The following is a 22,750-nucleotide window of genomic DNA, read 5'->3' on the forward strand; positions in this document are numbered from 1 at the left end:
GGGTGGGCTAAGACGCTTCGGGTCGAGAGACCGTTGCTCAAGGTGCCAGCATCAAGCCCACAGAGTTGATCATGCGCTGGGTGATGTCTAGCGCTTGGTGGCAGAGGTCGGTGGTGGCGCTGATCGTTCGCGGGCGACGCCGCTTGTCACCGTGACGAGACGGTTCCCTTAGGTCGAGCTCATGGACGATCTCGTTCCGTGCCACGAAAATACCGCGAAGTTTGACGATGTCCTTTCGGGGCGCCTTGTCGGTGATCGCGAGGGCGCCGGCGACTGTTTGCACTTGCTCGACGGACTGCAGCGACGAGCCAGTCATGGCCCTGATGTAGTTCTCGATCAATGCCCCGCGTGAGTTGCTGGCGGTGATGAGGCGCGCCAGAAAGGCGTTGCCGGCATCGCTCTCCAATCTCTTTTGAGCGTGAGCGGTGAACTTCGACTGCGCGTCCTCGCTCACCTCTAGAAGTGGCGGTAGAGCGTCGCGGATGAGCTGTTTGAGTGCCGCGTCTACGCCCGCCCCTGCAAAGGCGATCGCAGCACGCAGAAGATCGACCTCGCTGTCGGTAAGTCGACCCCTCGGTTCCGCGGACCGCACCCTTCGCACAACTGAGAGATTGTCGAGCACCGCGTCGACCGAGTCGTAAGCACCAGCCAGAAAGCGTTGGGCAGTTTCTAGCCCTGGGTGTAGATGACCTAGATCAACAGGCGTGAGACCTGGCAACTTACTCACGAGGTTTCCTCCGCGTAGGCAGTCCAATAAGCTCGTCGAATCGACTCACCGCCATGGTGGAGCAGCGCCTGGCCCGCCCGGCTGCGGAACTTAGCTGGTGGCCGCCTCTGCCTTGGAGGCCAACGCGGACGTACTGCTTGGGGGCGGACGATGGGTCTGAGCGTGTGCCGTTGAGCGATCGGCTGCGGGACGCGTTCTTGGGAACGGCACAAGGTGGATCGAAACCTTTGGTGCTGACGGTGCCAACGCAGACCTGGGCGACGCCCGCTGTGACCCCTATGAAGTCGCGCCGAACCCATGTTCTGACATGACGGCTCATCAGAGTACTGTCGGGCCCTCTTCCGGCTCGTCGTCGAGGGCGCCGGCGTCGCGTTGGCGTTCGGTGTCGGTGTCGGTGTCGAAGAACGCGTCGAGGCAGTCCTCGTGCGCGCCAGGTCGCTGCCGCGCACGAGGGAGAGGACCTCGGCGCCGTCTCCGGGAACGTCGGCGAGCAGGTAGGCCTGGGCCGGGCCGACGTACTCGTTGGCCCGGCCGGCGGGGGCTCAGGCCCGCGGCGTACTTCTGCGCCTCGGCCCCGGCTCGCGCGATGGCCCCGTCCATCGTGGTCGTCCGCCAGAGCGTGATCCGCTCTCCGTACATGCCGGTGCCCTCTAGCTCGGAGCGTAAGACGCAGCGGACGGCGACCCACCCAGAGGACGCCGGAGTCCCCGGCGGCCCGTCGCTCATGTCGTCACCGTAGGCGCGGTGAGATTTGACGGCCCCGGGACTGGTCAGCTGGCGAAGGGGTCCCGTGGGCTCTTGGGCGTGAGGCCGTAGGCGTTGTCGGGCTTGGAGTCGGTCACGGTGAAGACCAGGAGCACGATCCACCCCACGATCGGGACGATGCCGATGAGGATCCACCATCCTCTGCGGTCGACGTCGTGCAGGCGGCGGACGGTGACGGCCAGCGAGGGCAGCAGCAGCGCCAAGGTCAGCAGTCCTTGGAGCGGGGCGGGGTCGTCCATGGCGTAGCCGAAGATCTCGCCGTCGATGATGGCGGCGGGGATGCTCACGATGATGGTGAAGAGGTAGAACCACCAGTACTCCGAGCGGCGAGCTCGGCCGGAGAACACGGCGTACTTCTTCAGCACGGTCTTGACGGACTGCGCGAAGGACATGCGACCTCTTCTGCGTGATGAACGTGGACTAGGAGCGACGCTATGGCGTCAGTGCCCCGCCGCGCGGCTCCGCTCGAGCGGTCGGCCTGAACCGTGGGACGGCATCACCCCTGGTCGCCGCAGGCTCCGGTGGGGCGCAGGGCGGCGTCGCCGGTCACCCCGTGCCGGGCGCCGGGGTGAGCGGGGGCGGGGCAGCCGGGGCGGAGGCGACTGGCGCCGGTGCGGGTGGGGCGAGGCTGGCGACCGGCGTGGGCGCTGTTGGGATGCTGAGGTCCTCGAGGTAGCTGGTGAGGAGTCCGGTGACCGACTGCAGGATCCACCAGATGCCGAGCAGGATCGCCAGCGTCGCGGCGAGGCGGGGCCCGAGGCGTCGCCTGCGGGGGCGGGCATGAGTCCGCCGCGTGCTGACAAGCGCGGCCGACCGCGTCGCCCGACGGCGGCGGGCCGGGGCGCCGGCTGGTCGCTCGAGGAGCCCGTGCAGGTGTCGGCCGAGGTCGGCGACGTCGTAGGGACTCAGCCGCGCCGGCAGCTCGGCGAGGTGCTCAGCCAGGTGCGTCTCGCCGACGACGACAACCCCGCTGCTGGTGGCCGTGGCGGGCAGGTCCCGGCCGGCGAGGCATAGGACGGCGCGGACCGCGGTGCGGTGGGCGGGGTCGAGCAGGACGGTGACGGCGGCCGCGGCGGCCAGGACGGAGTCGACCTCGCGGGTGCGGTGGTAGCCGTTCTGGCGCAGCACCCCGTCGCGGAGGTCGACCCGACCGGTCCAGTTCTTGGTATCGACGACGACCACTCCGCCGGGGCCGAGGGCGACGTGGTCGAGGTTGGCCTGGGGGCGGCCGGGCCAGCGGACGTCGTGCAGGACCGTCCACCCGTACCGGTCGAGGGCGCTCAGGGCGCTGGCGACCTGGACCTCGCCCTGGGCGCCGGCCGCCCACTGCTGGGCCTGGCGCTGGGCTCGCTCGAGTGCGGCGCGCGCCTGCTCTGTGGTGGCCTCGGGGGCGTGCTGAGCGGCGAGACGTTCGGCCCGGGCGGCGTGCCGCCGCGCCTGCTCTCGTGCTCCTGCGCCTGGGTCTAACTGACGTCTCCTCCCGTGCTGCCGAGGGGTGCATCGGCAGGTGCTGCCGTGGCCTGCACGGGTGTGCACCCGAACGGGCAGGCGCGTGGTCAGCTACTCCGGGGTTGGGCGCGACGCCAGCCATGAGGCCCTCACCACGCGGCGACGGCTCCGGAGACCGGAGGCCGGAGGCCGCTGCTCGAGATCGCGCAGCTGCGGCCGGATCTTCGCGCGCGCTGCGCAGCCGCCCGTGGGGCGAGGAGGCCGCGGGCGTCGTGGCGGTGCGGCGGGATCCACCCGCTGGTGGTGCGGAGACAGGCGATGCCTAGGAGCCGTGCGCCCACGCGCTGGGGCTGTGCTCGGCGTCCCGCGCGCGCAGGCCCCATGATGGTGGCGTGCGGGTCGCGCTCGTCTCCGAGGTCTGGGCCCCCGAGGTCGACGGTCTCGTCACGCGCCTGGAGCGCACGGTCGCCGAGCTGCGGCGGGCGGGCCACGAGGTCCTCGTCGTCGCGCCGACCACCGGGACGGCGGTGCCGGGTGTGCTCGAGCGCCGCACCCGCGGGGTCAGCGTCCCCTTCCTCTACGGCGGGCGGCGCTGGGCGCTGCCCGACGGCGTCGTCGCGCGGGCCGTGCGCGCCTTCGCCCCCGACGTCGTGCACGTGGTCAACCCCGTGCTCATGGGGGTGGCGGCGGCCCGCTGGGCGGCGTCGCGGCACCCCCTCGTCGTCAGCTACCACACCGACGTCGCGACGTACGCCGGCCACTACCACCTCGGCGCCTTCGAGGGCTTCGTCCACGCCTCGATGCGCTGGACCTACCGCCGCGCGGACGTCCGCCTGGCCACCTCCCCGGTCGGCCGCGGGCACCTCGCGGAGATCGGCGTCCACGACGTCGACCTCTGGGAGCGCGGCGTCGACACCGCGGCCTTCCGGCCGGACCGCGACGGGACGCGGCTGCGCCGACGGCTCGGCCCCGACCCCGACCTGCCCGTCGCCCTCCACGTGGGCCGCGTCGCCAGCGAGAAGGGCTGCGACCGCCTGGTGCCGCTGGCGCAGGACGACCCGCCGGTGCAGCTGGCGCTCGTGGGGGAGGGGCCCGACCGCGCCCGGCTCGAGCGGACGCTGGCGGGGCGCCGGGCCGTCTTCACCGGGGTGCTGCGCGGCGACGACCTGGCCGACGCCTACGCCGCCGCCGACGCGCTCGTCTTCGCCTCGGAGACGGACACGCTCGGCCTCGTCCTCCTCGAGGCGATGGCCTGCGGCCTGCCCGTCGTGGCCCTCGACACGAGCACGGCCCGCCAGACGACCGCCGGGTACTCCGCGGTGCGCCTCGTGCCGCCCGGCGCCGACGGCGCGGCGTGGAACCGCGCGGTCCGGGACGTCGCGGCCGGCAGCGCGGCCGCCGCGGCCGCGCACGGGGGCGGCCCCGCGGGGCTGGCGGCCGCGCGCGCGGCCGTCGCCCGACCGGCGGGGGACTGGGCGAGCACGACGGAGCGGCTCGTGGAGGACGTCTACGCCCGCGCCGTCCGGGCCGCGGCGGCGCGCGGGGTCGGGGCGCGGCGGGCCGCCGGCCCCGGCGGCGCCCGGCGGCCGGCGGGCGCGCGGTGAGCGCCGCCCGGTCCGGGACGGCCACCGGCGAGCGGACCCGGGACGGGCGGCGACCGCCCGAGCAGGGGTCGCCCGAGCGGGAGTCGCAGGCGTGGGGCTCGCACCCGGCGGACGAGCGCGAGCGCGGGCGCTCCGTGCCGCCGGCCCGGCGCGTGGGGCGCTTCGGCGTCGTCGCCGGCCTCAACGCCGTCGTCGACCTCGGCGTCTTTGCCGCGCTCGTCGCCCTGCGGCCCTCGCCCGGGCCGCAGGAGCTCGCGGTGCTCAGCGCCGTCGCCGTCGTGGCCGCCCTCGTGCACAGCTACGTCTGGAACAGCCGGTGGACCTTCGGCGACCGCCGCGCGCGCTCCTCTCTGCGCGCCCGCCGGGCCCAGCGCGTCCGCTTCGCCGTCCAGGGCGCCGTCAACGTCGCCCTCGGGGCCGGCGTCGTCTGGGCCGCCGCCACCGTCCTCGACGCGACGACGCTCCCGGCGGGGGCGACCGACCTGCTCGCCAAGCTCGTCAGCATGGCCGTCGCCTCGACCGCCAGCTACCTGCTCATGCACCACCTCGTGTTCCGCGGGCACCGCGACCCCGTCTGAGCCGTCCCACCCCGCTCCCCGTCGTCCGGCCCCGCTCGTCCGCTCGGCCCTGCGCCGGCGACCGGCTCGCGCGCCCCCGCGGCTGAGGAGGATGACGCGCCCGGGAGCCCGCGACACGCCGACGGCACCCGTCCGGCTCAAGGTCCTCCGCCCCGCTGCCGAGGACTGGGGAGCCAGGACGGCGCGCAGGGCGGACGGACCCGCACGTGCAGGACTCCCGGGCGGGCCGAGCCCGCCCCGGGGTCCGACCGGACCACCGGGAGCGATCCCGGGGAGAGGACGACGTGGGTTCTCGCGTGAGCCGCCTGGGCGTCCCCGTCGGCGTCGTCGGCATCGTCCTGCTCCTCGTCGTGCCGGTGCCGGCGCCGCTGCTGGACCTCCTCATCGCGGCCAACATCACGGCCGCGCTCGTCGTCCTGCTGACGGCGATGTACGTGCGCCGGCCGCTGGACTTCTCGATCTTCCCGGCCCTGCTGCTCGTGCTGACGCTCTTCCGCCTCGGCCTCAACGTCGCCTCGACGCGCCTCGTGCTCGGCGACGCACACGCGGGCAAGGTCATCCAGGCCTTCGGCGAGTTCGTCATCTCCGGCTCGCTCGTCATCGGCCTCGTGATCTTCCTGATCCTCGTGATCATCCAGTTCGTCGTCATCACGAACGGCGCCGGCCGCGTCGCCGAGGTGGGGGCGCGCTTCACCCTTGACGCGATGCCCGGCAAGCAGATGGCCATCGACGCCGACCTCAACGCGGGCCTCATCGACGAGGACACGGCCCGGCAGCGGCGCGCGGACGTCACCGCGGAGGCCGACTTCTACGGCGCCATGGACGGAGGCTCGAAGTTCGTCAAGGGCGACGCCATCGCCGGCATCATCATCACCGTCGTCAACCTCGTCGGCGGCTTCGTCATCGGCATGGTCCAGAAGGGCATGCCCGCCGGCGAGGCGCTGCAGACCTACAGCCTGCTGACGGTCGGGGACGGCCTCGTCTCGCAGATCCCCGCCCTGCTGCTCTCGGTCGCGACCGGCCTCATCGTCACCCGCGCGACGACGCAGGGGGACATGGGCACCGACGCCGCGGCCCAGCTGCTCCAGCACCGTCCCGCGCTGCTCATCGCCGGCGGCGGGCTCATCGTCATCGCGATCATCCCCGGCATGCCGAAGCTGCCCTTCATGCTGCTCGGCGCCGCCGTCCTGCTCGCCGCCCAGCGGGCCGGCAAGGCGCAGAAGGCGAAGGCCGCGGCGGAGGAGGCGACCCCCGCGCTCCCGGCCGGCCCGGCCGCCGACAGCCCCGAGGGCCTGCTCCAGCAGATGCGCGTGGACCCCCTCGAGGTCGTGCTCGCCCCCGACCTCGTCGACCTCGTGGACACCGGCGCCGGCGGCGACCTGCTCGACCGCGTGCGCGGGCTGCGCCGCAAGACGGCGCTCGAGCTGGGCCTCGTCGTCCCGCCCGTCCGGACGCGCGACAGCATCGACCTGCCGACGTCCTCCTACGCCATCCGCATCTCCGGCGTCGAGGTCGGCCGCGGCCAGGCGCCCCCCGGGCGGGTCCTCGCCCTCGGCGACGACCTCGACCACCTGCCCGGGACGCCGACGAGCGAGCCGGTGTTCGGCCTCGCCGGCCGCTGGGTGCCCGCCGAGCTGCAGCACCAGGCCGAGATGACCGGGGCGACCGTCGTCGACCGGGCGTCCGTCCTCGTCACCCACCTCGCCGAGGTGGTGCGGACCCACGCCGCCCGCCTGCTCTCCCGCGAGGACGTCCGCGCCCTCGTCGACGCGGTGAAGGCCGACGACCCCGCCGTCGTCGAGGAGCTCGTCCCGGGCGTCATGACGCTGGGGGAGGTGCAGCGCGTGCTGCGGGCGCTCCTCGACGAGGGCGTCGCCATCCGCGACCTGCCCCGCATCTTCGAGGCGCTCTCCCTGCGCGGCCGCGGCGGCGGCGCCGACCTCGACGCGCTCGTCGACGCGGCCCGCGCGGCCCTCGGGCCCGCCATCGCGGCGGCCTGCGCCCGCGACGGCGTGCTGCGCGTCATCACCCTCGACCCGCTGCTCGAGCACCAGATGGCCGAGTCGGTCCGGCCCGGCGAGGAGGGGGCGACGCTGTCGCTCGACCCCCGCCGCGCCGAGGTCGTCGTCGAGCAGGTGGACGCCGCCCTGCGGCAGGCCGAGGACCTCGGCTGGTCACCCGTGCTCGTGTGCGCGCCGGTGCTGCGCGCGCCGCTGCGGCGCCTCGTCGGCCTGGCCGTCCCCCGTCTGCCCGTGCTGTCCTACTCCGAGGCGGGTGGTGGTGGTTCGTCCGGCCCCCGCATCGAGACCGTCGGGACGGTGACGGGGGCCGCCGCGGTCCCGGCCGCCCAGGCGCTGGGGGTGTGAGGCGATGACCACCGTGGTCCTCGAGGGGGACGGCATGGAGGAGCTCCTGGCCCGCGTGGCCAGCGAGCACGGCGAGGGGGCCCGCGTCGTCCGCGCCGAGCGCGTGCGCGTCGGCGGCGTGGCCGGCTTCTTCGCCCGCCAGCGCTTCGAGCTCGTCGTCGAGGTCGACGACGCCGCCGCCGATGACGTCAGCGGTGACGCGGTCGCCGCAGGGCTCAAGCCCGGCGCCGCGGACGCCGAGGACAGCGGCGAGGGCGCCGCCGCGCCGGCCAGCGCCACGGCGACGAGCGCCACCACGAGCAGCGCCACGACGACCAGCCCCACCCCGGCCGGCGGCACCAGCGCCGCCACCACGGACACGACCAGCAGCACGACGGGCGCCACCGCCCGCCAGCAGCAGCACGGCCCGCAGGGCCGCGACCAGGAGGAGAACCCCGTGCTCGGACACCCGAGGACCCCGCTGGCCCCCGCGCCGGGCGTGCCCGCCCCGCGGGCGACCGCGGGCCAGGACCGCTGCGACGAGGTGATCGGCGACATCTTCGACTCCCCGATCGCCCGGGCGCTCGTGCGCGCCAACGTGCTGGACGCCGACGGCGGCGTGCCCTCGGCCCGCGCCCGGGGCGCCCTCGACCACCTGGTCGACGCGGCGGACGCGGGGGACGATGCCTCGATGGGGATCAACGGGACGAGCAGGACGGCTCCGGGGCGGCCGATGGCCGCGGACGCCGGCGTCGACGGCGCCGCGCCGCGCGGGCGGCACGCCGCTCCGACCGAGCCGCTCGAGCGCGGCCGCCCGGTCTCGACCGAGAGCGCCGCCTTCGCCGCGGTCCTGGACGCCGTCCGCGGCGCCGCGGAGCCCGACGAGGCGCCGAGCCACCGGGAGATCCCCCCCACCGAGCACGCCGCCACCGACCACGCCGACGACCGCCCCGCCGCCCCGGCGGAGCCGGCGGCCGGCGGCTCCGAGCCGGTCGCCGCGGGTGCGGCCGTCGCCGAGCTCATGGCCCTCCTCGCCGCCCGCCACGTCGGCGAGGCCGCGGCGCAGCAGCCCGCCCGCGAGCGCGCCGCCGAGCCCGCCGCCGACCCCGCCCGGGACGAGCGACCCGCCGACGTCCCGCCCGCGCCGGTCGCCTCCGCGCCGGCCCCCTCCGCGCCGACCCCCTCGGCGACGGCCCCCGCCGCCACGGTCGCCGGGACCGGTGTCGACCCCACCTCGCCGCGGGCGCGGGCGGCTGCGGCCGGTCTGCCCGCCGCCCTGCTCGAGCGGCTGCCCGCCGACGCGAGCGCCGGCGACCTCCACGCGCTGCTCGAGGAGCTGCCCGCCGCGCCGCACCTGCCCTCGAGCGAGGGCGACCTCGTCGCCGTCGTCGGCGCGCCGCGCGAGGCGCTCGTCGTCGCCCGCGACCTCGCCACCCGGCTGGGGCTCGGCCCCGAGGGCGTCCTCGTCGCCGCCTGCCCCACCGGGCCCGCGGCCCCGCGGCGCGAGGTGGTCCGCGACGCCGTCGCGGCCCGTCGCGCGGCGGCGACGGTCCGGCTCGGCGACGCCCCCGGCGTCGTCGTCGTCCAGGTCGAGTGCGACCCGCAGAGCGTGCGGTGGGCCCGCGGCGTCGTGAGCGCCCTGCAGGCCGACCAGGTGCACGTGGTCGTCGACGCGACCCGCAAGAGCGCCGACACCGACCGCTGGCTCGACGGCGTCTTCGCCGAGGAGCCCGACGCGCTGCACGTCGTCCAGGCGGCCGGCAGCGGCGACCCGGCGACCGTCCTCGAGCTCGACCTGCCCGTCGCGAGCCTCGACGGCGGGGAGGGCGGCGCCAGCGCCTGGACCTCGCTGCTGACGCGCGCGCCGGAGGCCGCGCCGGCCGAGCCCGCACCCGCCCGTCGCGCCCGCCGGGCCGGCCGGTGAGCCTCGGTGCGGTGACGGCGCTGACGCTCCTGCTCGCCTCGCCGGCGGTCTACGGGATGGTCGTCGGCAGCACGTCGCCCTTCGAGGCGTCCCTGCGCCTGCTCGCGGCCCTCGTCGTCGCGCTCGTCGTCAGCGCCGTGATGCGCCGGCTCCTCGCCGCCGCGCCCGCGCCCGCCGGTGGGCCCGGCGCGACCGGCGTCCCGCGCCAGCGCCAGGCCCCGCCGGCGGCCGTCGCGCAGACCGTGCCCGAGGAGCTCGCCGACCGGCTGCGCTGAGGCCCGCCCCGCCCCCCCTCGCACGTCCGCCCGCCCGTCCACCCCGCCCGCCCGCCCCGGTGCCCGCCTCCCGCGGCGCCGGGGCGGTGGCGTCCGGGGGCGGCGTGGGGGGCTCGCCGCGCCCGGAGCACCGCGGGCGCGGACTCCCGCCTATGCTCGCCGGGTGCTGGTCCTGACCCGCCGCGCGGGAGAGAGCATCGTCATCGGCGACGACGTCGTCGTGACGGTCGTCGAGGTGCGCGGCGAGGTCGTGCGCCTGGGCATCGACGCGCCCCGCAGCGTCCAGGTGCACCGCGAGGAGGTCTACCGCGCGGTCGTGGAGGCCAACCGCTCGGCCGCCGCGGTCAGCGACGACGCCGTGGCCGCGCTCGCGGCCGGTCTGGGCGCCCGCCCCGGCGGCGCGGGCCCGGCCGCGCCCGGCGCGTAGCCCTCCCGCGGCCGACCGCCCGGGACGCGCTCGCCGTCGACGCGCGCCGGCCGTCCTCCCCGTCGGGAGCCCGGCCAGGGTCTCGGCGGGCGCAGCGCTCGGTCCGGCCGTCGCCCGCCCCGACGCCACGACGCCCCCGCCGGTGGTCCGGCGGGGGCGTCGTGGTGCAGGTGCGTCGTCAGCCGACGAGGCGCGCCGTGTCGATGACGAAGCGGTAGCGGACGTCGCTGGCGACGACGCGCTCGTAGGCCTCGTCGATCTGGTCGCCGCCGATGACCTCGACCTCGGCGCCGATGCCGTGCTCGGCGCAGAAGTCGAGCATCTCCTGCGTCTGTCGGATGCCACCGATCTTCGAGCCCGCCAGCGTCTTGCGGCCCTGGATGAGCGAGAAGGCCGCGATGTCGAGCGGCTTCTCGGGGGCGCCGACCTGGACGAGCGCGCCGTCGAGCTTGAGCAGCCCGAGGTAGGCGTTGAAGTCCACGTTGGCCGAGATGGTGCTGACGATGAGGTCGAAGGAGCCGGCGAGGGACTCGAACGTGCCCTCGTCGCCCGTCGCGTAGTAGTGGTCCGCGCCGAGGCGCAGGCCGTCCTCCTGCTTCTTCAGCGACTGCGACAGCACGGTCACCTCGGCGCCGAGCGCCTTGGCGATCTTCACGCCCATGTGGCCGAGCCCGCCGAGGCCGACGATCGCGACCTTCTTCCCCGGGCCGGCGCCCCAGTGCTTGAGCGGGCTGTAGAGCGTGATCCCGGCGCACAGCAGAGGCGCCGCGACGTCGAGGTCGATCCCCTCGGGGATCCCCATGACGTAGTTCTCGTCGACGACGATCTTCTCGCTGTAGCCGCCGTCGGTCGGGCGGCCGTCCTTGCCGATCGCGTTGTAGGTGCCGGTCTCGCCCTTGAGGCAGTACTGCTCCTCGCCGGCGCGGCAGTTCTCGCACTCGCGGCAGGAGTCGACGAAGCAGCCGACCCCGACGCGGTCGCCGACGGCGTACTTCGTGACGTCGGCGCCCACCTCGGACACGACGCCGGCGATCTCGTGGCCGGGCACGAGCGGGAAGAGGGTCTTCCCCCACTCGCCGCGGGCGGTGTGGATGTCGGAGTGGCAGATGCCGGCGTACTTGACGTCGATGAGCACCTCGGCGGGGCCGACGTCGCGGCGCTCGATGGTCGTCGCCTGGAACGGCTCGCCGGGGCCGGCGGTGGAACGGGCGTTGACGGTCAGCACAGGGCTTCTCCTCGGGTCGTCGGACCCGCCACCGGACGGGGGCGGGCCTTCGGCCACAGCCTCGCCGCACCCGCCCGTGGCGGCACGGGGAGCGGCAACCCCCGGAGGCCCGCTGGTGTTCCGGCGGGGGAGGGCCCGCCCGAGAGGTCCTGACGCCCGGCGGACGACGCCGTGGCCGCGACTGACCCGGACGGTGACCGACGGTGGCCCGTCGGGGTGACGTGCCGACGCTCGGGGACGTGCCCGACCACGGAGCGTGCTCACCTGGGTGCAGCGGCACCACGGGGCGCCGTCCCCGTCGCCCTGCGTGCGCGGGAGCCTGCGGGGAGGTCGGTCGGTGCACGAGGACGAGGGCGGCGCCGGGGACGGGCGTGAGCGCGCGCCGGACCCGCTGCGCCCGCCGCCGGTCCAGCCCCCGAGCCCTCGACGACGCGCGAGCGACGCCGCGGGAGGCGCCACCGACGAGGGCGACCCGTCCTCTCGCGAGCGCTCGCCCCGCGGTCGGTCCCCCCGCGTCCGCCCGGGCCGCCGCCCGCGCTGAGACCTGCGGCGACGCCGTCGGGGAGGGGCTACGGGAGCCGGCCGCGCCGCAGCACCGGCGTGCCGGCGGCCGCGGCGTCGACCGGTGCGGCGGTGCGCAGCTCGGCGGGGCCGACGACGAGCGCGCCGGACGACGTCGGGACGCAGCGCAGCCCGCCCCGCCCGCGCAGGGCGGCGTGGGCGCCGGGGGCGAGCACCTGGTCCATCCAGGCGCAGGGGGCGGCGGGGCGGCGCCCGGCCAGCCGCACCACGCCGCCGCCGGCCCGACGGCAGTCGAGGGCGAGGTCGGCGCCCACCAGGGCGTCCACCGGGGCGCCGCGCAGGACGACGTTGCGCCGCGGCAGGCGCGGGTCGAGGCCGCCGCCGGGCTGCTCGGCGCCGGGGAGCCCGAGGTCGCGCGCGACCCCCTCGAGCGCCTCCACGGCCATCAGCGTCACGGCGGCGTCCATGTGGGCCGCGCGGCCGAAGAAGCGGTCGCCCACGACGCCCTTGCCGGCGACGACGTCGACGCGCGGCAGCGCCGCCGACGGCGGGTGCGGGGCGCCGTCGCGCGGGCGGCCGAAGTAGTGGTGCTCCGGCGACGCCAGCAGGAGGACCACCTCGACGGGGGTGCGCACGGGCAGGCCCTCCAGGGCCTCGTCGGCCACCGGGCCCGTCGCGTCCGCCGTCACGCGCCCATCCTCGCGCGCCCCCCGGGCGGGAGCGGTGCGGTGTCGTCGCGGTGCACCGCGCCCTCCGCGCACCGCTCACCCGGGCCGGGCGGGTGACGGCCGGCCCCGCCCTGGGGTAGGCAGGCGCCATGGCCGACGACGCGTCCTCCGACGACCGGCCCGCGGACGGCTCGCGCTCCGGCCGCCGGCCGTCCACCGCCGCGCGCCTGGCGGCGCAGCGCCTGGCTCGCGACGACAGCGCCGGCGGGCTCGGGCCCCCGCTCGAGCTCGAGGGCGTCGTCGAGGAGGGGGTCGAGGCCGGCGCCGTCGTCCTGCGGGAGGCGTCGGGGCGGACGTGGCTGCTCGGCGCCTCGCGGCGCGGCCTCGTCGGCCACCGGGTGCGCGTGGTGGGCGCGGAGCGCCGGGGCGTGCTGACGACGGCGCAGCAGGGGCCGCCCCTGGCGGTGCGCGAGCTGGAGGACCTCGGGCCGGCCTGAGCCATCCGCCGGGCCCCCTCGCCGAGAGCCCGGGTTCCGGCTCCTCCTCGATGGGCGCGAGACCGACGGACGACGGCGTCACGTCGCCGGGCAGACGCCGTCCGTCGGTCTCGCGACCTCGTCCCGCCGTCCGTCGGTCTCGACCACGCTGCGCCCCCGCTCCGATGCGCGCCGGGGAGCGGGCCGGAGCTGTCCGGGCGGTGCGCACAGCGGCGACGCCCCCCGGCCCGGTGCACATCCCCGCCGTCGTCCCGGCCGCCCGCCGCCACCGCTCCCTAGCGTCGCGGCGTCCCCTCCCGGGGACCGGCGACGGGCGACGACCAGGGGTGGTCGGCGTGAGGCGGAGGAGGGGGCCGGTGGTGGCTGCTGGGGTCGAGGCGCTGGTGCGGGCGGCGGTGCCCGCTGCGGCGGCGGCGAGCGGGGCGGCCGCGGCGCTGAGGCTGGCGGCGGCCGGGGTCGACCGGGAGGCCGCCGTGGTGCGAGCCGAGGTCGCCCGGGCCCGGGGCGCCGACGCCCCGGGGTGGCGCTCGCGCGCGGCGGAGGCCTACCGCGCGCGCCTCGCCGAGGTGGTCGCGCGCGGGCTGCGGGACGCGGGGGCCCTCGACGAGCTCGCGCGGGCCCTGCGGGCGCACGCGGTCGGCGCGGAGGCACGGGCGGAGGCCGTGGTCGCGGCGGTGGCGACGGCGTCGGCGCTCGCGGACCGGGCGGCGCAGGAGGGCGAGGAGCTCGGGCCGCGCCTGCTGCGACGCGCCGAGGGGGTGCTCGAGGAGGCCCTGCGGGCCGCCGGGGGCCGGGCCGCCGCGCTGGCCGACGGCGCCCGGTGGTGAGCCCGGTGGTGAGCCCGGTGGTGGGCCCTGCGGTGGGACCGGCCGGGGACGCCCTGACCGGTGCCCTGGTCGCGCCGCTGGCGGGGGCGGTGGTGGACCGAGCCCTGGGACCGGGAGTCGGCACGGGGATCGCCACGGGGAGCGGCACGGGGCCGGGGGCCGAGGTGCTCGTCGTGCGGGGCGGCGCCGGGGGCCTGGTCGCCGACGGACTGGCCATGGCCGGGGCGGCGCAGGTGCTGCACCGCAGCGCCCTCGTCCTGGGCGAGGTCGGGGCGGACGTCGTCGCGCTGGTGGCGCGGGCGACGCTGACGGCGGCCCCGGTCGTCGACCCGGCGGGTGCGGGAGCGGTGGCGCAGGCCCTCGCCGTCGCCGTGGGCCCGGGCGGGACGGGCGGCACCGCGGCGGCCTGCGGGGCCCTGGCCGCACGCCTCGCCGTGGCGGGTGCGGCCTACGAGGAGGCCGAGGGGCTGGTGGACCGCTCCCTCGCCCGCCTCCGCGGCGGCGCGGCCGCGGCGGCCGGCAGCGTGCTGGGGGCTGCGGCCCGCCGCCCCGAGGTGTGGGCGGCCGGCGGCTCCGCGGTGCTCGTGGCGGCCTCCGCGGCGGCGCTGGTGTGGGTGGTCGTGCGGGGCGGCGGCCTGGTGGGCGAGGTGGGGGACGCCGCCGCGGGCGTCCTCGCCGACGGGCGGCTCGACCCCGGCGAGCGCGCGGCCCTCTCGGCGTCCGCGGCGGCGCTGCCCGGCGACCTCGAGGGGCTGGCGCGCGAGGACGCGGCGGCGGCCGGCGGCGCCCTCGCCGCCGAGGCCTCGCGCCTGGCCGCCCAGCACCCGCGGGCGCTGCAGCACCTCGTCGCCGCGCTGCCGCCGCTGCTCGCCGCGGCGGTGCGGGGCGGGGGAGGCGGGCCGCGGCCGCGCGCCGCTGCGACGGCGCTGCCGCACGGCGACCGCTGGGCCTGGCCGCCCCGCGACGTCGCGGACCTCGCCGCCGGCGTCGCGGTGCTCGCGGGGCAGGACGGCGCGCTCCGCCCGACCCGCGTCGAGGTCCGCGCGGACGGCCCGGCCCGGTCCGTCCCCCCGGCGCGCGGCACCGCGGACCTGCTGGCGCGCGCCCGCCCCATGGCCGGGGGCGGGGCCCTCAGCCCCGCGGGCCGCGCGACGAGCGCCGCGCCGATCGCCGTCGAGCGGGTCGTCGACGGCGCAGGCGCGCGGCGGTGGGTCGTCGTCCTGCCGCCCACGCAGACGACGGCGGCGCCGTGGGACGAGACGACGACCAACCCCGCCGACCTCGGCACGGACCTGCGCGGGGTCGGCGAGCTGCCCACGGCCATGACCCGCGCGGCCGTGGAGGCCATGGACCGGGCGGGCGTGGCGCCCGACGAGCCGGTGCTCCTCGTCGGCTACAGCCAGGGCGGCATCACCGCGGCCCAGCTCGCCGCCGACCCGGCGCTGCGCTCGCGCTTCGCCGTGGACGCCGTCCTCACCGCCGGGGCGCCCGTGGCCGGCCTCGACGTGCCGCCCGACGTCGCCGTCCTGTCGCTCGAGCACGAGGAGGACTGGATCGCGAGCCTCGAGGGCGCCGACGCGCCGGCGACGCCGTCGCGGACGACGGTGCTGCGCGACCTGCCGGACGCAGCCACGGCGCCCGCGCCGGGGGAGCCGGCGGACGGCACGGCCGGCCACGACCTGGGGCGCTACCGCGAGACGGCGGCCCTCGTCGACGCCTCCGACGACCCCTCGCTCGTCGCCTGGCGCGCCCGGGTGGCGCCCTACCTCGCCGGGGAGGGCACGACGTCGAGCGCCCGCCTCTTCCTCGCGGAGCGGCGTCCCCCGGGGGCCGGGTGAGGGGAGCGGGAGCCGCCCGGACCCGCGCGGCGCCCCGCCGCGACGGGGCGGGCTGGCAGGATCGCCGCGGCCGGGGCGGTCCTCCGGCAGGGCTGGAGGGCACGCGCCACCGGGCGAAGAGCGCGGGTCCCGAGGCACCACGAGACGAGGAGAGCGCATGAGCTGGCTGGTGACGGGCGGGGCCGGGTACATCGGCGCCCACGTCGTGGACGCGTTCCGCGAGGCCGGGCTCGGCTGCGTCGTCCTGGACGACCTGTCCTCGGGCGTGGCCGGCTTCGTGCCGGAGGACGTGCCGATGGTCCGCGCCGACCTCCTCGACGGCGCCGCCGTCGAGCGGACGCTGCGCGAGCACGAGGTCACGGGCGTGGTGCACCTCGCGGGCTTCAAGTACGCCGGCGTCTCCGTCCAGCGCCCGCTGCACACCTACACGCAGAACGTGACGGCCATGGTCTCGCTGCTCGGGGCGATGGACGCCGCCGGCGTCGACCGCTGCGTCTTCTCCTCCAGCGCCGCCGTCTACGGCACGCCGCCCGACGACGTCGTCACCGAGGCGACGCCCACGCGCCCGGAGTCGCCCTACGGCGAGAGCAAGCTCGCGGGGGAGTGGCTGCTGCGCGACGTCGCCCGCGCGAGCGGCCTGCGGGCCACGAGCCTGCGGTACTTCAACGTCGTCGGCTCCGGGCGCCCCGAGCTCTACGACGCGAGCCCGCACAACCTCTTCCCGCTCGTGCTCTCCGCCCTCGCGGAGGGGCGCACGCCCGTCATCCGGGGCACGGACTACCCGACGCCCGACGGGACCTGCGTGCGCGACTACGTCCACGTCGCCGACCTCGCCCGCAGCCACGTGGCCGCGGCCCGGCGCCTCGAGGCGGGCGACGCCGTCGAGCCGGTCTACAACCTCGGCAGCGGGGACGGCGCGTCCGTGCGCGAGATCATGAGCGCCGTCGCCCGCGTGACGGGCGTCGACTTCACCCCCGAGGAGGCCGACCGGCGCCCCGGGGACCCGCCGCGGATCGTCGCCCGCGGCGACCTCGCGGCCCGCGACCTCGACTGGGCCATGCGCCACGACCTCGACGACATGGTCGCCGGGGCCTGGGCGGCCCAGCAGCGCGCCCAGCGGCAGGGCTGAGCCGGCCGCCGCGCCCCCTCCGCCGGAGGCGCGTCGCGGCGCCCCGGCGGGTCCGGGCCGCCGACCTAGGCTGCGGGGCCATGACGACGCTGCACCCGCGCCTGCGCGCGGTCCTCGACGACGTGCCCGCGTACGTGCCGGGGCGCCCGCCGCAGGCGCTCGACGGGCTGGTGCCGTACAAGCTGGCGAGCAACGAGAACCCCTTCCCGCCGCTGCCGTCGGTCGTCGACGTCGTCGCGCGGGCGGCGGCGAGCGCCAACCGCTACCCGGACATGCTCAGCACCGAGCTCGTCGCCGCGGTGGCGCGCCACGACGGCGTCCCGCCCGAGCACGTCGTCGCCGGGCCCGGCAGCGTCGGCGTGCTGAGCCAGGTGCTCACGGCGGTCGCGAGCGCCGGCGACGAGGTCGTGCACGCCTGGCGCTCCTTCGAGGCCTACCCCATCGTCGTCCGCCTCACCGGGGCCGAGCCGGTCCCCGTGCCGCTGCTGCCCGACGGGCGGCACGACCTCCCGGCGATGGCGGCCGCCGTCACCGAGCGCACGCGCCTCGTGCTCGTCTGCAGCCCCAACAACCCCACGGGGCCGGCCGTCACGGCGGAGGAGCTCGAGGCCTTCCTCGACGCCGTGCCGCGCGACGTCCTCGTCGTCCTCGACGAGGCCTACCGCGAGTTCGTGCGGCCGGAGGCGGGGGCGCCCGACGCGGTCGCGCTGCACCTCGAGCGCCCGAACCTCGTCGTGCTGCGGACCTTCTCCAAGGCGTACGGGCTCGCGGGCCTGCGCGTCGGCTACGGCCTCGCGCACCCCGTCGTCGCCGACGCCCTGCGCAAGACGGCCATCCCCTTCGGCGTCAGCACCCTCGCGCAGGCGGCCGCCGTCGCCTCGCTCGAGGCGGAGGACGAGCTGCTCGAGCGCGTCCGGTCCATCGTCGCCGAGCGCGAGCGCGTCGCCGCGGCCCTCGCCGAGCAGGGGTGGGAGGTGCCCTCGACGGAGGCGAACTTCGTGTGGATGCCGGTCGGCGAGCGCGCCGGCGAGCTCGCCGAGGCGTGCAGCGCGGTGGGCCTGTCGGTGCGCGCCTTCGCCGGTGACGGCGTGCGGGTGAGCATCGCCGAGCCCGAGGCGGGGGACCGGTTCCTCGAGGTGGCCGCCTCCTTCCCGCGGGGCTGAGGGGCGCCCGGACGGCGTCGACGCCCCACTCGGGAGCCCGTACCGGGCGCCGCGCGCCCGTCGTCCTCCACCGGCGCCCCACGCGCCGCCCGGTGCGTCCGCGCGGCGGCCGGACGGGGCCGTGGGCGCCCCCGACGCCGGAGTACCGTGCCCCGCTGGATCGCCCGAGCACCGGGTCGAGCAGCGAGCGCAGGCCGCCGAGGGAGGGCACGTGACGTCGTCGACGGGCCGCACAGCCACCGCCGCCACCCCGTCCGCAGCGGGCGGGGCGCCCACCGCGGCCGGGCCGATGCACGTCGTGCAGATGCTCACGCCGGACGGGCGGCGCGTCGACCACGAGGAGGACCCGGCCCTCGCGGCCCACGCGGCGACGCTGACGGCCGAGGACCTGCGCGGCATGTACCGCGACATGGCCCTCGCCCGGCGCGTCGACGTCGAGGCCACGGCGCTGCAGCGCCATGGCGAGCTCGGCCTGTGGGCGAGCCTGCTCGGCCAGGAGGCCGCGCAGGTCGGCTCGGCCCGGGCGACGCTGCCGCAGGACCGGCTCTTCCCGACCTACCGCGAGCACGCCGTCGCGATGGTGCGGGGGGTCGACCCGGCGCACGTCCTCTCCCTCTTCCGCGGCGTGGACCGCGGCGGCTGGGACGTCGAGGCCACCGGCGTCAGCCCGTACGCGCTCGTCATCGGCAGCCAGACCCTGCACGCGACCGGCTACGCCATGGGCGTCCAGCGCGACGGCGCCGTGGGCACGGGCGACCCCGCCCGCGACGCGTGCGTGCTCGCCTACTTCGGCGACGGGGCGAGCAGCCAGGGCGACGTCAACGAGGCCTTCGTCTTCGCCACCGCCTACCAGGCGCCCGTCGTCTTCGTCTGCCAGAACAACCAGTGGGCCATCTCCGTGCCGGCGGAGCGGCAGACGCGCGTGCCCATCGCCCAGCGCGCCAGCGGCTTCGGCTTCCCGGGCGTGCGCGTCGACGGCAACGACGTCGTCGCCTGCTACGCCGTCGTGCGCGCGGCCGCCGAGCGGGCCCGCGCCGGCGAGGGGCCGACCCTCGTCGAGGCGTTCACCTACCGGATGGGCGCCCACACGACGTCCGACGACCCGGGGCGCTACCGGCCCTCGGTCGAGGTGGAGCAGTGGCGCGCCCGCGACCCGCTCACCCGGCTCGAGGCGCACCTGCGCCGCGACCACGGCGCGGACGACGCCTTCTTCGCCGAGGTCGCGCGCGAGGGGGACGCCGCGGCGTCGCGGCTGCGGCGGGCGGTGCTCGAGATGCCCGACCCGGAGCCGGGCTCGATGTTCGACCACGCCTACGCGGCGGAGCACCCCCAGGTCGAGGAGGAGCGCGCCTGGTACGCCGCCTACCTCGCGGGCCTGGACGGCGAGGAGGGGCGGCCGGCATGAGCGAGCTCACGGGGACGGGTGACGGCGGGCGCGGGCCCGAGCGGGTCACCATGGCGCGCGCCCTGAACCTGGGGCTGCGCGCCGCGATGGAGCGCGAGCCGAAGGTCCTCGTCATGGGCGAGGACATCGGGGCCCTCGGCGGGGTCTTCCGGGTCACCGAGGGGCTCGCGAAGGACTTCGGCGAGGAGCGCGTCGTCGACACCCCGCTGGCCGAGGCCGGCATCGTCGGCACGGCGATCGGCCTGGCGATGCGGGGCTACCGGCCCGTCTGCGAGATCCAGTTCGACGGCTTCGTCTTCCCCGCCTACGACCAGATCGTCACCCAGCTGGCGAAGATGACCCACCGCAGCCGCGGGACGCTGACGATGCCCGTCGTCATCCGCATCCCCTACGGCGGCGGCATCGGGGCCGTCGAGCACCACAGCGAGTCGCCGGAGGCGCTCTTCGCCCACCACACGGGCCTGCGCTGCGTGAGCCCGTCGAACGCCGTCGACGCCTACTGGATGATCCAGCAGGCGATCGCCTCGCCCGACCCCGTGATCTTCTTCGAGCCCAAGCGGCACTACTGGGACAAGGCCGAGCTCGACCCGTCGGCCGAGCCCTACCCGCTGCACCGGGCGCGGGTCGTCCGGCCCGGCAGCGACGTCACCGTCGTCGCCTACGGGCCCACCGTCCCGCTGGCGCTGCGCGCGGCCGACGCCGCCGCCGAGGAGGGCCGCAGCCTCGAGGTCGTCGACCTCCGCTCGATCTCCCCGCTCGACCTCGCCCCCGTCGAGGAGTCGGTGCGCCGCACCGGCCGCTGCGTCGTCGCGCACGAGGCGCCCGTCTTCCTCGGCCTCGGCGCCGAGGTGGCCGCCCGCGTCACCGAGCGCTGCTTCTACTCCCTCGAGGCGCCCGTGCTGCGGGTCGGCGGGTTCTCGGTGCCCTACCCGGCCGCGCGCCTGGAGGAGGAGTACCTGCCCGACGCCGACCGCCTGCTCGACGCCGTGGACCGGGTGCTCGACACCTGACGCGGCCGGCCCGCCGCCCTGCGCCACACTGGCGCGGCGCGCGGCAGGCGCAGCTCAGACGACCGGCGGCCCGGCCGCCCCGAGGCTCAGGAGGACCGCGTGGCGGTGCAGCACTTCCGGCTCCCCGACGTCGGTGAGGGGCTGACCGAGGCGGAGGTCGTCGCCTGGCGGGTCGCCGTCGGCGACGAGGTCGCCACGAACGCCGTCCTCGTCGAGATCGAGACCGCCAAGTCGCTCGTCGAGCTGCCCTCGCCCTTCGCGGGCGTGGTGCGCGAGCTGCTCGTCGACGAGGGGCGCACCGTCGAGGTCGGCACCCCCATCGTCGCGGTCGAGGTCGCCGGTGCCGACGGCGAGGGGGACGGCGAGGGCGGGGACGGCGAGCGCCGCGACGTCCTCGTCGGCTACGGGCCGGGCAAGCGCACGTCGCGCCGCCGCCGTCCGGCGGCCGCCGCCGGTGCCGACGGCGGGAGCGCGCCGGGGCCGGAGGCTGCCGCTGACGCCCCGTCCGCCCCCGCGGCGCCGGCGCCGGCGGCGAGCGGCGCGCGCGCCGACCTCCCGGCCGAGCCCCCCGCGGCGGCCGTCGACCCCGCGCCGACGGCGGCGTCCTCGGCGGCCCCGGCCCGGCCCCTCGCGGCCCCGCCGGTGCGCAAGCTCGCGCGGGAGCGGGGCGTCGACCTCGCCGAGGTCCGCGCCACGGGTCCGCGCGGCACGGTCAGTCGGGCCGACGTCCTCGGCCACCTCGACGCGGCAGCTGACGCGGCGGCGGCTGCGCCGTCGTCCGGCGTCCCCGGCCAGGAGCAGCGGGTGCCGGTCAGGGGCGTGCGGCGCGCCATGGCCGAGGCCATGGTCCGCAGCAGCACCGAGGCGCCGCAGGCGACGCTGTTCCACACCCTCGACGTCACGCGGACGATGAAGCTCGTCGCCCGGGTGAAGCAGGACGAGCGCTTCGTCGGCGTGCGCGTCTCCCCGCTGCTGCTGGCCGCCCGCGCCGTCGTCCTCGCCCTGGGTCGCACGCCGGAGATGGGCGCCCGCTGGGACGGCGACGCCCAGGAGCTCGTCCTGCCCGCCGGGGTCCACCTGGGCGTCGCGGCGGCGACGCCCCGCGGCCTCGTCGTGCCCGTCGTCCGCGACGCCCACGCCCTCGACCTGCTCGAGCTGGCGCGGGCCCTCGGCGAGCTGACGGCGACCGCGCGCGAGGGCCGCACCGCGCCCGAGGCGATGACCGGCGGCTCCTTCACCATCACGAACATCGGGTCCCTCGGCATCGAGGCGGGCGCGCCGCTGCTCAACCCCGGCCAGACGGGCATCCTCGCGCTCGGGTCGGTCGCGCAGCGGCCGTGGGTGCACAAGGGCCGCGTCCGGCCGCGCTGGACGACGACCCTCGGCCTCACCGTGGACCACCGGGTCGTCGACGGCGCCCAGGCCGGGCGCTTCCTCGCCGACGTCGCCGCCGTCCTCGAGCGCCCCAGCCAGGCGGTCGTCTGGTCGTGAGGCTCCACCTGCTCCAGGTCGGCTACGGCGACGACGAGCCCGTCGCGGCCCGGCGCGACCGCGTCGCCGCGCTCGTCGCCGCGCAGGAGGGCGCGGACCTCGTCGTCCTGCCGGAGCTGTGGGCGCACGGCGGGTTCGCCAGCGCGACGTGGGCCGAGCGGGCGGAGGCGCCCGACGGGCCCACGGCGCGGGCGATGGCCGACGCCGCCCGGGCCTGCGGCGCGGTCGTCCACGCGGGCTCCCTCGTGGAGCGCGACGGCGACGCCCTCCACAACACCTCGCTGCTCCTCGGCCCGGACGGCGCCCTGCTCGCGCGCTACCGCAAGGTGCACCGCTTCGGGCACGGGCGCGGGGAGTCGGAGGTGATGACGCCGGGGGAGGAGGTCGTCGTCGTCGACGCCCCCCTGCCGGGCGGGCCAGCCGGGGCGCCCGCTCTGCCCGTGGATCCGGGCCCAGCCGTGGAGCGGGGCCTGCCCGTGGGGCTGGCGACCTGCTACGACCTGCGCTTCCCCGAGATGTTCCGCGCGCTGCTCGACCGCGGGGCCCGGCTCGTCGTCGTCCCCGCGGCCTGGCCCGCCGCCCGCGCCGAGCACTGGCGCCTCCTCGTGCGGGCCCGCGCGCTGGAGGACCAGGTGCTCCTCGCCGCCTGCGGCACCGCCGGCACGCACGCCCGCACGCCCATGGCCGGCGCGAGCGCCGTCGTCGGACCCGACGGCGCCGTGCTCGCCGAGGCGGGCGAGGCCGAGGAGGTCCTCGTCGTCGACGTCGACCCCGGCGTCGTCGACGCCGCCCGCGCCGCCTTCCCGGTGCTCGCCGACCGCCGCCTCGGAGTCGCCCCGCCGCGACGGTGACGCCTCCTTCACCACCGGAGTGCCTCTGGG

At 77.5% G+C, this 22,750-nt stretch carries 20 protein-coding genes; 15 read left to right on the plus strand and 5 right to left on the minus strand.

The genetic code is table 11. The annotated features are described in order from the left end of the window. Nucleotides 1–37 precede the first annotated feature (37 nt). The 3 genes from WDV85_RS06235 to WDV85_RS06245 all read right to left on the minus strand — a co-directional run bounded on the left by WDV85_RS06235 (nt 38) and on the right by WDV85_RS06245 (nt 3,028). Nucleotides 38–454: a hypothetical protein gene (locus WDV85_RS06235; RefSeq protein ID WP_339569815.1), complete on the minus strand. Its 417-nt coding sequence runs from the start codon at nt 452–454 to the stop codon at nt 38–40. A 1,043-nt stretch (nt 455–1,497) separates the two neighbouring features. Continuing rightward, nucleotides 1,498–1,884: a DUF805 domain-containing protein gene (locus WDV85_RS06240; RefSeq protein ID WP_339569816.1), complete on the minus strand. Its 387-nt coding sequence runs from the start codon at nt 1,882–1,884 to the stop codon at nt 1,498–1,500. Between the two features lie 154 nt (nt 1,885–2,038). Next, complete coding sequence (locus WDV85_RS06245; protein WP_339569817.1) at nt 2,039–3,028, minus strand: nuclease-related domain-containing protein; 990 nt, start codon at nt 3,026–3,028, stop codon at nt 2,039–2,041. Nucleotides 3,029–3,333: 305 nt separating this feature from the next. On the opposite strand from WDV85_RS06245, the gene WDV85_RS06250 reads away from it, so the two are divergent. The 6 genes from WDV85_RS06250 to csrA all read left to right on the plus strand — a co-directional run bounded on the left by WDV85_RS06250 (nt 3,334) and on the right by csrA (nt 10,094). Further along, on the plus strand, nt 3,334–4,545 hold the full coding sequence (locus WDV85_RS06250) for a glycosyltransferase (RefSeq protein WP_339569818.1): 1,212 nt from the start codon (nt 3,334–3,336) through the stop codon (nt 4,543–4,545). Then, on the plus strand, nt 4,542–5,123 hold the full coding sequence (locus WDV85_RS06255) for a GtrA family protein (RefSeq protein ID WP_339569819.1): 582 nt from the start codon (nt 4,542–4,544) through the stop codon (nt 5,121–5,123). The genes WDV85_RS06250 and WDV85_RS06255 overlap by 4 nt, the downstream gene beginning before the upstream one ends. 296 nt (nt 5,124–5,419) lie before the next feature. Beyond that, on the plus strand, nt 5,420–7,489 hold the full coding sequence (gene flhA, locus WDV85_RS06260; protein WP_339569820.1) for a flagellar biosynthesis protein FlhA: 2,070 nt from the start codon (nt 5,420–5,422) through the stop codon (nt 7,487–7,489). Nucleotides 7,490–7,493: 4 nt separating this feature from the next. Beyond that, nucleotides 7,494–9,392, plus strand: coding sequence for a hypothetical protein (locus WDV85_RS06265; RefSeq protein ID WP_339569821.1), 1,899 nt, complete (start codon nt 7,494–7,496; stop codon nt 9,390–9,392). An 11-nt stretch (nt 9,393–9,403) separates the two neighbouring features. Continuing rightward, nucleotides 9,404–9,667, plus strand: coding sequence for a hypothetical protein (locus tag WDV85_RS06270; RefSeq protein ID WP_339569822.1), 264 nt, complete (start codon nt 9,404–9,406; stop codon nt 9,665–9,667). Nucleotides 9,668–9,830: 163 nt separating this feature from the next. Further along, a complete protein-coding gene (gene csrA / locus WDV85_RS06275; protein WP_339569823.1) occupies nt 9,831–10,094 on the plus strand; it encodes a carbon storage regulator CsrA in 264 nt (87 codons plus the stop codon). A 178-nt stretch (nt 10,095–10,272) separates the two neighbouring features. Here the strand turns inward: csrA and WDV85_RS06280 are convergent, their stop codons facing one another. Next, a complete protein-coding gene (locus WDV85_RS06280) occupies nt 10,273–11,319 on the minus strand; it encodes an NAD(P)-dependent alcohol dehydrogenase (protein WP_339569824.1) in 1,047 nt (348 codons plus the stop codon). 569 nt (nt 11,320–11,888) lie between these two features. Next, nucleotides 11,889–12,530 (minus strand): molybdenum cofactor biosysynthesis protein, encoded by a 642-nt coding sequence (locus tag WDV85_RS06285; protein ID WP_339569825.1) that lies wholly within the window; start codon nt 12,528–12,530, stop codon nt 11,889–11,891. Between the two features lie 128 nt (nt 12,531–12,658). Between WDV85_RS06285 and WDV85_RS06290 the strand changes: the two genes are divergently transcribed. From WDV85_RS06290 to WDV85_RS06330, 9 genes are all read left to right on the plus strand, one after another. Continuing rightward, nucleotides 12,659–13,006 carry a hypothetical protein gene (locus tag WDV85_RS06290; RefSeq protein WP_339569826.1) on the plus strand — a complete coding sequence of 116 codons (348 nt, stop codon included), beginning with the start codon at nt 12,659–12,661 and terminating at the stop codon, nt 13,004–13,006. A 356-nt stretch (nt 13,007–13,362) separates the two neighbouring features. Further along, a complete protein-coding gene (locus tag WDV85_RS06295) occupies nt 13,363–13,833 on the plus strand; it encodes a hypothetical protein (RefSeq protein ID WP_339569827.1) in 471 nt (156 codons plus the stop codon). Between the two features lie 5 nt (nt 13,834–13,838). Further along, a complete protein-coding gene (locus tag WDV85_RS06300; protein WP_339569828.1) occupies nt 13,839–15,671 on the plus strand; it encodes a hypothetical protein in 1,833 nt (610 codons plus the stop codon). A gap of 157 nt (nt 15,672–15,828) precedes the next feature. Next, nucleotides 15,829–16,800, plus strand: a complete 972-nt coding sequence (gene galE, locus WDV85_RS06305) for a UDP-glucose 4-epimerase GalE (protein ID WP_339569829.1) — start codon at nt 15,829–15,831, stop codon at nt 16,798–16,800. Nucleotides 16,801–16,880: 80 nt separating this feature from the next. Then, nucleotides 16,881–17,963, plus strand: a complete 1,083-nt coding sequence (gene hisC / locus WDV85_RS06310) for a histidinol-phosphate transaminase (protein ID WP_339569830.1) — start codon at nt 16,881–16,883, stop codon at nt 17,961–17,963. Between the two features lie 211 nt (nt 17,964–18,174). Further along, entirely contained in the window at nt 18,175–19,368 is a 1,194-nt protein-coding gene (gene pdhA, locus WDV85_RS06315; RefSeq protein ID WP_339569831.1) for a pyruvate dehydrogenase (acetyl-transferring) E1 component subunit alpha, read from the plus strand. After that, nucleotides 19,365–20,378, plus strand: coding sequence for an alpha-ketoacid dehydrogenase subunit beta (locus WDV85_RS06320; protein ID WP_339569832.1), 1,014 nt, complete (start codon nt 19,365–19,367; stop codon nt 20,376–20,378). Before pdhA ends, WDV85_RS06320 begins: the two co-directional genes overlap by 4 nt. Before the next feature lie 99 nt (nt 20,379–20,477). After that, nucleotides 20,478–21,869, plus strand: coding sequence for a dihydrolipoamide acetyltransferase family protein (locus WDV85_RS06325; RefSeq protein WP_339569833.1), 1,392 nt, complete (start codon nt 20,478–20,480; stop codon nt 21,867–21,869). Beyond that, the gene (locus tag WDV85_RS06330; protein WP_339569834.1) at nt 21,866–22,720 is read left to right on the plus strand and encodes a nitrilase-related carbon-nitrogen hydrolase; all 855 of its coding nucleotides are present in this window, start codon (nt 21,866–21,868) and stop codon (nt 22,718–22,720) included. Before WDV85_RS06325 ends, WDV85_RS06330 begins: the two co-directional genes overlap by 4 nt. Nucleotides 22,721–22,750 lie beyond the last annotated feature (30 nt).

This window comes from Pseudokineococcus sp. 5B2Z-1 (genome assembly GCF_037482305.1).
Taxonomy (GTDB): domain Bacteria; phylum Actinomycetota; class Actinomycetes; order Actinomycetales; family Quadrisphaeraceae; genus Pseudokineococcus.